The 9797-nt window shown below is 54.6% G+C and carries 8 protein-coding genes; 3 read left to right on the plus strand and 5 right to left on the minus strand.

Annotated features, from left to right (window positions below):
- Position 1: 1 nt before the first annotated feature.
- Positions 2-1000 (minus strand): TRAP transporter substrate-binding protein, encoded by a 999-nt coding sequence (locus CPH65_RS12190; RefSeq protein ID WP_096173714.1) that lies wholly within the window; start codon positions 998-1000, stop codon positions 2-4.
- A 382-nt stretch (positions 1001-1382) separates the two neighbouring features.
- Here CPH65_RS12190 and CPH65_RS12195 point away from each other — a divergent pair, with 382 nt between their 5' ends.
- Both CPH65_RS12195 and CPH65_RS12200 read left to right on the plus strand, forming a co-directional pair.
- The gene (locus CPH65_RS12195) at positions 1383-2381 is read left to right on the plus strand and encodes a dipeptidase (protein WP_096176387.1); all 999 of its coding nucleotides are present in this window, start codon (positions 1383-1385) and stop codon (positions 2379-2381) included.
- A 2-nt stretch (positions 2382-2383) separates the two neighbouring features.
- Positions 2384-3403 carry a uroporphyrinogen decarboxylase family protein gene (locus CPH65_RS12200; protein ID WP_157747659.1) on the plus strand — a complete coding sequence of 340 codons (1020 nt, stop codon included), beginning with the start codon at positions 2384-2386 and terminating at the stop codon, positions 3401-3403.
- Between the two features lie 257 nt (positions 3404-3660).
- On the opposite strand, the gene CPH65_RS12205 is transcribed toward CPH65_RS12200, so the two are convergent.
- The 4 genes from CPH65_RS12205 to CPH65_RS12220 all read right to left on the minus strand — a co-directional run bounded on the left by CPH65_RS12205 (position 3661) and on the right by CPH65_RS12220 (position 8227).
- Positions 3661-4605, minus strand: a complete 945-nt coding sequence (locus tag CPH65_RS12205; protein WP_096173716.1) for a LysR family transcriptional regulator — start codon at positions 4603-4605, stop codon at positions 3661-3663.
- Positions 4606-4809: 204 nt separating this feature from the next.
- Positions 4810-6240, minus strand: coding sequence for a M81 family metallopeptidase (locus tag CPH65_RS12210; protein WP_172891515.1), 1431 nt, complete (start codon positions 6238-6240; stop codon positions 4810-4812).
- Between the two features lie 381 nt (positions 6241-6621).
- Positions 6622-7110, minus strand: coding sequence for a GNAT family N-acetyltransferase (locus CPH65_RS25040; protein WP_096173718.1), 489 nt, complete (start codon positions 7108-7110; stop codon positions 6622-6624).
- Between the two features lie 100 nt (positions 7111-7210).
- Positions 7211-8227: a LacI family DNA-binding transcriptional regulator gene (locus CPH65_RS12220; RefSeq protein WP_096173719.1), complete on the minus strand. Its 1017-nt coding sequence runs from the start codon at positions 8225-8227 to the stop codon at positions 7211-7213.
- Between the two features lie 247 nt (positions 8228-8474).
- Between CPH65_RS12220 and CPH65_RS12225 the strand changes: the two genes are divergently transcribed.
- Positions 8475-9797, plus strand: coding sequence for an extracellular solute-binding protein (locus tag CPH65_RS12225; RefSeq protein ID WP_096173720.1), 1323 nt, complete (start codon positions 8475-8477; stop codon positions 9795-9797).

The following is a 9797-nucleotide window of genomic DNA, read 5'->3' on the forward strand; positions in this document are numbered from 1 at the left end:
ACTATTTTCCCCGGGCCGCTTTTACTGCGTCAAGAAGACCTGCTGGCAGTTTGCCTGCGGCTTCCCGTGCTTCGTAAAATTCGGCCATCTTGGCCACGAGCGGGCTGGAGTCAAATTCAAAGTTGACCTTTACGCCCTCAACCGCCTCAAGTTCGGCCTGCATGGAGGCTGAAGCCTTGGCAAGAAGATCGCGGCCAAAGGCAGCTGCTTCCTTGTGGGCGCGTAGCATGGCGGCCTTGTTTTCCTCGGACAGCTTATCCCATGCCTTCTTGTTCATCATCCACGCAACGGCCTGAGGATATTCGTCGGTCCGGATGATGTTCGGAGCAACTTCGTAGAAACGCATGGATTTGATCAGCTCGGCCGGAGAGGTCACACCATCGACGATGCCGCGATTGATGCCGTCATAGACTTCGCCCCATGGCAGAACGCGAACCTCTGCACCAAGATGTGTCCAGGCATCAATTACCAGCTCATTCTGATACTGGCGGATTTTGAGGCCCTCGATGTCGGCAGCGGTTTCAATCGGCTCTTTGGTCAGCAACGTGCGGAAGGAACCGCGCGGCATATCGGGAATGGAGCCTAGGACCGAAATATCGGCTGTCTCTTCGACGCTTTTCAGCCAGGACTGAAACAAGTCGCCTTCGATGAAGTTGGACCAGTGCGCATAGTCGTCAAACAGGAATGGCGCGGCAGCATAACGGATGCCTTCTTCCCAGCGAGCCAGGAAGGATGAACCGGACGGAGCGAGCTGAATGAGGCCCAGGCTCAACTGTTCGACAACAGAGTTCATTGAGCCGATCTGCTCATTGGGATAGATGCGGATCTCGATGTCACCATCGGTATACTCGGAAACCAGCTCAGCAAATTTCTGATAGGACTGACCCTCGAAGCTTTCAGCGGTCATCATGGAACTCAGGCGCCATGTTTCGGCATTTGCATCGGCAGCAAAGAAGGTCAAGGCGGCGGCGCAGGCAAGGCGTGCGGGCAGGGACGTCATACAGAACTCCTCTTGGAACGTGTCCAAACTATTGTCGGATATGCGGGTGATTTTTATATTTATGCATATATCTGATGATAAAATATATATCATGTCAATAGAGAATGGACGAAATGCATTGCGAAAATTTCGTCAACCTGATCATGCACAGCTTCTGATGTTGTATGTTAAAAGTTATATAATCTAGCAAGTTCAATTTATTAAAGAAAAATTCTTGCGGTTCCTACGCACGGGGTGGCGCGCTTTTGGAAAAGTTTGGGCTTGTTCTATAATTCATTTAATGCATGATATAGATATAACTATGCGACTTATAAAAGCAGCAAGACGATGAAACACGCTCTGTGAATTCAATGCGTTGCTCTTCGACATCTGGAGTTGGAACATGACCGAGGCGCAAGCCCTCCATCAGGAAGCCATTTTGATTGATGGCCTGAACATTTGTAATTGGAACAGGGAAATCTTCGAGGAGTATCGCGAAGGCGGCGTAACGGCTGTTTCCTGCACGACCGCAGTTTGGGAGAATTTCCGCGATGGCATGATCGAGGTGGCCAAGTGGCTCCAGTGGTATGAAGAGCATGGCGACCTGATCATGCCCGTACACAGCCCTGCCGATATCCTCAAAGCCAAAGAGCAAGACAAGACCGGTATTATCCTGAGCTGGCAGAACACGTCGCCGCTGGAAGATCGCCTCGACTATGTGCGCCTGTTCAAGAAGCTCGGTGTCGGCATCATGCAGCTGACTTACAACACCCAGAACTATGCCGGATCTGGCTATCAGGAAACGAACGACTCCGGTCTCAGCGATTGGGGGCGGGAACTGATCGACACCATGGGCGAGGCCGGTGTGGTCTGTGATTTGTCGCACGTAGGCGACAAGACAAGCGCCGATGTGATTGCCTATTCCAAGAAACCGGTCGCCTTTACCCATGTCCTACCGCGGGCCCTGCTTGATCGCGGGCGCAACAAGCCTGACGACCTGCTCAAGGGCGCGGCTGAAACCGGAGGGGTCGTCGGTTTCTCTCTCTTCGCGCCGGGCATGAAAAAAGGCAATGATTCTACGATTGATGATGTGGTCGAAGCCATCGACTATCTGGTCGATCTGATTGGTGAAGATCATGTCACCGTCGGCACCGACTTCAGCATCGGCCATCCGCGTCCCGGATCGTTCCTGTTGTGGTGCAACAAGGACAAGGGCACGGGCCGCAAGTTGACGGAATTTGGCTCCAAGCCGGTCAAGAAGCCAAAAGGCATCGAGCGGATGCGCGAATTCCCCAATCTCACCGAAGCGCTGCTCAAACATGGCTATTCCAAAGAACGCATCCTGAAGATCTACGGTGGCAACTGGATGCGCGTTCTTGGTCAGGTTTGGGAAGGAGAATGATCATGAACCGCACTGAACGCCTCGAAGCCGTAGTCAACGGCAAGACACCCGACCGCATTCCGGTTTCCGCCTGGGGACATTTCTATGTCGAGGAACAGCGGGCAGACACCTTCGCTGACAAGATGCTGTCGTTCCGCGAGACCTATGACTGGGACATCCTGAAAGTGCATGCGCGGGCGAGTTATCATGTCGAGCCTTTCGGCTTCCAGATCGACCCATCCGATGATCCGGCTGTTGGTCACGGACTGCTTCACAGCCCGGTGCAGGAAGCCGAAGACTGGTTCAAGCTCAAGCCGCAGCCGGTCGACAATGCCGCTTTTGATGAGCAGATGAAAGTGCTCGAGCTGATCCGCAAAGGCCTTCCAAAGGATGTGCCGCTGATCATGACGGTCTTCACGCCGCTGGATATCGCCGACAAGATGCTGGACCGCAATGCGTCAGTTCTGGCCCAGCATATCGAGGAAGCCCCCGAAGCGGTGGCCTATGGTCTGTCCGTATTTGCCGAAACCCTGTCCCATTTTGTCCGCAAGGTGACACAGTTCGGCGTTGACGGGATCTTCTTCTCCACCAAGTGGGTGAACGGTGCCAAGCTGAGCGCCGCAGACTATCGCAAACTCTGCCTGCCGCATGATCTGAGCATGATGGCGTCAGCCGCCAATCTGCCGTTCAACATCATGCATGTCTGCCAGAATGAGGTTTTCATGGACACCTTCCGTGATTATCCGGTTTCGATCATGCATTGGGATGATCATGGACCGCACAATCCGAGCCTGCGCATGGGCCGCCAGATGACGGGCCTGTGTTCCGGTGGTGGGGTTGATGCCAAGACGCTGGCCAACGGCACGCCGGACGATGTCAGCGCCAAGGCCGTCAACACGATCCTTGAGAACAATGGTCAGGGCATGATCCTTGCGCCGGGTTGCTCCATCGTCACGGCAAAAACCTCAAGTGCCAATCTGCAGGCTTTGAGCGAGGCACCGGTGAAGGCACAGGCGTTGCTCGAAAAAGGAAAAGCCGCCTGACGCTCAGGCTCTGCAAGACAGAATAAACACCTGTTGGCGCGCCTTCCCCATCCCCCCCATTGAAGCGCGCCAACAAGGCAAGAATAAGCAGCCGCCATCTCTATCCCGCAGGTTTCGGACCTCTCCCAGTAATCCGATCCAGTCCAAGAGATGGCACTTTGATCCCTGGTCTTGAGTGGCCAGGGATCTTTTTTTTGCTCAGGCAAGATCAGCGCAAGACAAGCCTTGCGTCCCACAAGCGCCAATCTGGCACCGCGTCAGCGTTTGCGGCTGTCTGCTTTTTTGCTTTTGGATTTGTCCAGACGGCGGAAGCCGGGTACCGCCTCGCCAACCACTTCTTCATGCAGACTGACGAGATCGCGCAACACAGACAGCTGCGGATGGCCCTCGGCGACAATCACACTCCACGAAAACAGGATTTCCTCGGCCAGCGGTCGAATGGCAACCTTGTCGAGCGGCACACTGAAGGCTGTCAGAGGATCCACGATGCCAACGGCGGAGCCCGACTGGATGCAGTGAAGCGCGGCGATGGTGGAGGAGCAGGAGATTTCCTGATCGATATGGATGCCGCGCTCGGCGAGGGCATCATTGATCATCCGTCGGAAACGGAAGCGGTCGCCCAGCGTGGCAAAGCGGCGACCTCGGAAGTCATCTATTTTCAGCAGCTTCTTGCTGGCCAGCATATCGCCGTCTGGCAGGGCCGCAACGCAAGGGGCCGCGAAGGAGCCAATAATCTCAAGGCCCGGATGATCCAGAGGCGGGTTTGAGAAGCCCAGATCAGCTTGCCCGTTGACAACCATCTGAGGAACGATCTCCGCCCGTTGCAGACTGAGGCCGATATTGCCCGGTGTCTGCTCAGCAGGCATCCGCGCCAGAATCTTGGGAACGAACGCGACGCCAACCGAAGAAATCGACGCGATATTGAACGACCGCGGAGCCGAGGTGGCAATGTCGCGGGCCCGGTGTTCGAGCCGTACGACAGCATTCAGAAGTCCTTCCGCCTCACTGTAGAAATCAAGGCCATCATGGGTGGGAATGATCTTGGGGCCGTTGCGCGTCAGGAGTTGAAAGCCGACCGAGGATTCCAGATCCTGCACGAGGCGCGACACAGTCGGCTGAGACGTCCCCAGTACCCGAGCGGCAACGGTCATGCTGCCGGTTGATACAACCGTAACGAAAGCTTCAAGCTGACGAAAATCCAAGTCGTTTCCTCTTGATTTCTTGCGGAACCAACTCTCTCTATCGTGCCGATGCGTCAGGCACTGAAGGCCTGTTGTCAGAACGATTCCGAGATGGTCTGAACCCGAAAAGATATATATAAAACAAAATTCTGCGTCAATTCTTCGAAGGCGTGAACCCCACCTCTCTCAAAACCCCGATGCAACCGATCATCTTTCATTCTGTCTTCAGATCGTATCGGCCTCAAAAGCAGGTGCCTTGAGCGGCGATGACAGGCCAAAACTGTCGACCAGAACGACCCCGCCCGTCGCAATGGTACGATAGGACGCGCGGAAATGGGCGATGGATTTCACGGCAACGATGTCCATCTTATCAAGATCGACCCCGAAGGCGGTAAAGGCATTGGTATCATACGCCTGCACACGGTTGCTGGATAGAAGAATCCGCGAAGGACCCACGCCCAGCACCGCGCCTTGCCCGCCGTCCAGCCTTTCCCCCTTCATCATCGGACCCGTGTTGCGATAGGCAATGTGCGGAAGGGCGAGAATGGTCGTCTCCACATCGCCGCCAGCCGTGGGAAGCTGAAAGCTGGCACCCACACCGGCTGAAACGGCTTGTCTGACCAAACCCTCATTGATCAGGAAAGCAAAAGCAAAGGGGCGTTCGAGAGAGAGGAGCACAGGCAACAGATCGGTCGTATCGCCGTTGCCGCCACCGCCGGGATTGTCGCCTACATCGCCAATCACGACGCGGCCGCCCGAAAGAGCTTGCCGAATCTGGGGCAAAGCCTGTTCGATTGAGAGAATGGGCGCAACCAGATCCTGCCTGACGGCGTCAATGGCCTTGGCCATTCTCTTGGCAACAGCTTCTGTTGCGTGTGGGTCGGATGTGGTAACGAGCAGCGCGGTACCGCGAAAGGGCGCCCGGGAATAGGGGAAGCCGCCAAGAAGGCTTGCATCGCGGATGGCGCCGGTTTCCAAGCCGTCGCTTAGGCGCGCGAGAGCGCCAAAGGGCCCTGAAAGGGTTTCCTGTCTTGGCATGGGGACCGCAAGTCCCATCGGGAATCTGTGGGTTTTGAGCACCTCGCCCGACGTGGCGAGGTGAACCAGACGCGCGCCGCGTTCGGCTGTATCCGTATGCGGGTAGAGCTTGCCGCCGATGACGATATCCGCCGTCTCGACTAGGGCCGCGCTGATATTGGCGTGAAAATCAAGCGAAATGGCAAGCGTGGTCTGATCGCCGATCAGGGCCCTGACCGCGCGGACGATACGGCCTTCAGGATCCTCGCACTGGTCCACCAGCAGGGCGCCATGCAACAACAGGAACAGATGAACAAGCGGACCGTTCGCGAGTATGGACTGCAAGCTTTCGAGCAATTCCGACAGAAGATGCTCGAACGCATCCCTTGCAACAGGCCCGCCCGGCAGACAGGCCGTGCACAGCCCGATCTCGGTCTCCATCGACAGCCCGTCAAGAGCATTCAGGACACCGCCCAGCCAGTTTTGCGTCTCTCTGAACTCGGCGCGGGCGGCGTCACCCACAAGGTGGTGGCGGCCTAGAAAATCCTGACGGGTTACGAGGCGCGGGGAAAGGCAGCTGGCTTCATGGAAGAATTGCAGAACCCCCGCACGCGGGGCGGGGCTAGGTGTTTCGGTCATCACAGTCAGGCTTTGGGCTTCAAGTTGCCAAGGATCAGATGGCAAGGGGTTGTGTTGCATGAGAGTCTGGGCAAATCCCGGCAACGATCAAACCACATTTTGCAAAGAAGTGAGACAAGAAAACAGGGCTGACGCCAATAAAAGCACCCATATCCAGCAATTTTGCCTCTACTGGAACGGACCTTCCAATTTTGACACCGGATCAAAAAGACCCAGATAAATCAGCCAAGCAAATACATAAACTCTCCAGCGGCAGACCCAAGCCTGTTCGGGCGTTCAAGATGTTTGGACCAATCCAAAATGTCTGCTTCGAGCCCATTGTGACTGATGCTGCGTAGAATTTGAAAGACTGCTTTAGGGAAGCGAACACTACCCAAGAGCCTATCGACTTCGTGTGTAAACCATGGTTCTTGCCTGCATTATTAAACCTGGCGCGAGTTCCTCATGGCACCGCTCCATCGTCGAGAAATTGAGTGCCTGGTAAAATGCCCGAGCTTCGACGCTAGCTTCGAGAACTATCACTGAAAACTGGCTAGCTGAGGGCAATCGGGCAGAGACTTCGTTGATCAGAGTGCGACCGATGCCACACCTCTGTTTGTCCGTTGCAACATATACGCCCCAGATATACCCAACCCCACGGCGTTCGGCTGCCATTGCAGTTCCGATTGCTCGATTTCCCTGAGTATCCACGGCAACCAAGGCCAAGCCGTCTGATGCGATCAAGCCAAGATTTGGGCTATCCAAAGGAGCCAACATCTTCTCGAAGTCTGACGGTTGCATTAGGTGCGAATAAGTCTCACGCCAACACCTAGACAGATGCTCTCGCACTTCGGCGTAGTCTTGGCTTGTCATGTCGCGCACGCTTATCATGCGAATCTGCTATCAAAGAGAGATGCGAATGGCAAGCTGACATTCGGTCCTACGAACTGCATGTCTCCTTCGTCCGCATTGCAGAAGTCAGGAGCTTCTTTTAGCGCAAGTGGGATTTGTCGACGACAGGTTCCGACAATGTTTGGAGATTGGCCGGAGCGTCTCCATTCATCAGGGCGATCAGCAATCGGGCCAGTTCAACACCTGAATCATAGATGGTTTCCTTGATCCCGATCACGGACGGGTAGAGGGCAGGCAGCAGGTCTGAGGTCTGTTTCGTGACGAGTGCGATGTCTTTCCATCCCGGATATTCGGTATCGCGCAAGCCCGTAGCCACGCTGATGGCATCGAGCTCATTTTCACACAAAATGCCGTCGACAGGAGCTTGCTGATCCAAAATCGACATGCTCATGGAGCGCAGTGTTGCGATGTGTCCTTCGGCTCCGTGACTATATTCAAAGACCTCTCCGTTGATCTCCATTTGCTTGCAATGATCCTCGAACAGCCTTTTCACCAAGCTGTTGTTTGTTGTGTAACTATCCGACAGGATCGCCAGCAGATTTTTCACCTTGCGGGCGGTGAAGATCTCGAACGCAAGATCTATGAATTTTTCAGAGTTGAAATCATGATAGGCATGCTCGGTGAACAGCTCGGTCCGGCCGTGTGTGACAAAGGGAAAGTCCATTTCGAGCAGGAGTTTGACCCGTCTGTCCTGTGGTTCGGTGTGGGTTAGAATGATGCCGTCAACCAGACCGGAGCGAACCAAACGCAGCATCGTCTCTTCGCTTTCTGCGCGACTGAACTGCGGGTAGACATTGACGTTGAAATTCGACTTGTGCGCCTCGGTGCTGATGCCGTGCATGAGATAGCGCGTGAAGCCGATCGAATCTTCACGGCCATCGAGGATCAGTCCAATCGAATTGGTTCGTCCCGTGCGAAGCCGGACGCCCGCTCGGTCGGGGACATAGCCAATTTCTTTTGCAGTCTTGAGAACTCTATCCCGCGTCTCCGTTTTCAGATTCTTGCCGCCACGAAGCGCAAGCGACACCGTGGATTGGCTGAGCCCGGTTAATTCGGCAAGTGTTTTCAGTGTTGGACGATTGGGAGGTTGGACCATCCAGTTTTCCTTTTGGCGATCGCGTTTTCAACGTTATTGCAACGATACTATAGTTCACTGCCAGAAATCAAAAATTGTTCAACAATTCCGCCAATATTTACAATTATTGACACTTGGTCGCTCAATTCTTAGCCGAAAGTAAAATTGCAACGTTGCAATTAATTTGTGCTAATGGTACAAAATAGAGGTGTTCGGAGGATTGGGAACACACCGATGAGATCGCTCTTCATAGCGAAGTGGAGGAATTATGAAGAAATTTGCATTTCGTGCTGCTGCATGCAGCCTTGCCCTACTCGGCATGAGCGCGGCTGCCCAGGCTGACGTCTCGATCATGTATCCCGAATGGCTTGCCACACTGGTCGAGCCGGGGATCAAAAACTACGAAGCCGCAACTGGCGTCGACGTTGAAAGCATCAAGTTGCCAAGCGATGGTTACGACAAGCGCATTGCCGTTGATCTGGCTGCTGGCACTGCTGCTGATATCAATGTGATGGACGGCTTCATGGTGGCTGAGCTGGCATCTGCCGGTTACCTGATGGCCCTCGACGAGCCACTCAGCTCTTGGGACCAATACAAATATTACATGCCCGCGCTGCTCAAGCTGAATGCGGTTGATGGCAAGGTTTATGCACTCCCCACAGACACCGACGTGCGCATGCTCTGGTACGATAAGGCCCTGTTTGCAAAAGCAGGCATTGAAATGCCATGGAAGCCGAAAGACTGGGATGACATCCTTGATGCTGCTACGAAGGTGAAGGAAAAAACCGGCGCGGATTATTCATTTGCACTCCCTGCGGGCACGAAGATGGGCGAAGCCACCACAATGCAGGGCTTCTATATGGCGATGCTTGGAGCTGATACACCCGAAGGCGAACGCAACCGTCTGCGGAACTGGAAAGAAGGCAAATGGATTGGCAAGAGCCCGGCGATCACGCGCACTGCCGAGCTTTACTATAAAGTCTACGTGGAACAGGAGCTTTCCAAACCGGCATTGAACTATGCCGCGGACAAGGACGCCGCATTGCGTGATGCCCTTGCCAACCACGAATTCGGCATTCTGGCCGGCGGTTCATGGGACTGGGCCTGCCTGTTTGATTGCACCGGCGTCAATCTGCCTCCGATTGAAGAGCGCAAGAAAATCATCGGATGGACACCGTGGCCCGGCTCCGGGTTTGAAGGGGCTCCGACAACCACCAATGTTTCCGGCGGTTGGTCTGTTGGCATCAATGCCAAAGCCGAGAATCCAGATCAAAGCGTCGCGCTCTTGACGACCATCTTCGACAAGGAAGCCTTCTCGAAGTGGGTTCTGGAGAATGGTCGTATGGCGGTTCGCGACGACATCGCAAACATGGACGCCTATAAAGAGAACGAGTTTCTCTCGGCAGCGACCAAACTCGCAGCAGATACCACCGGGCGCGATACCTATCCCGGCTATCAGATCGTTTCCAGCTTTGTGCAGGAAATGACAAGTCTGATCCTCGAAGGTACACCTGCACAAGAAGCTCTCGAGGAATATCACGAAGCGCTCGTCGACGAATTCGGCGAGGAAAATGTCATGGTCATCGAATAA

This window comes from Cohaesibacter sp. ES.047 (genome assembly GCF_900215505.1).
Taxonomy (GTDB): domain Bacteria; phylum Pseudomonadota; class Alphaproteobacteria; order Rhizobiales; family Cohaesibacteraceae; genus Cohaesibacter.

Coding starts and splice junctions, on each gene's coding strand:
- CPH65_RS12200 (WP_157747659.1), top strand. CDS start 2,384: ATGAACCGCACTGAACGCCTCGAAGCCGTAGTCAACGGCAAGACACCC.
- CPH65_RS25040 (WP_096173718.1), bottom strand. CDS start 7,110: ATGATAAGCGTGCGCGACATGACAAGCCAAGACTACGCCGAAGTGCGA.
- CPH65_RS12195 (WP_096176387.1), top strand. CDS start 1,383: ATGACCGAGGCGCAAGCCCTCCATCAGGAAGCCATTTTGATTGATGGC.
- CPH65_RS12225 (WP_096173720.1), top strand. CDS start 8,475: ATGAAGAAATTTGCATTTCGTGCTGCTGCATGCAGCCTTGCCCTACTC.
- CPH65_RS12190 (WP_096173714.1), bottom strand. CDS start 1,000: ATGACGTCCCTGCCCGCACGCCTTGCCTGCGCCGCCGCCTTGACCTTC.
- CPH65_RS12210 (WP_172891515.1), bottom strand. CDS start 6,240: ATGACCGAAACACCTAGCCCCGCCCCGCGTGCGGGGGTTCTGCAATTC.
- CPH65_RS12220 (WP_096173719.1), bottom strand. CDS start 8,227: ATGGTCCAACCTCCCAATCGTCCAACACTGAAAACACTTGCCGAATTA.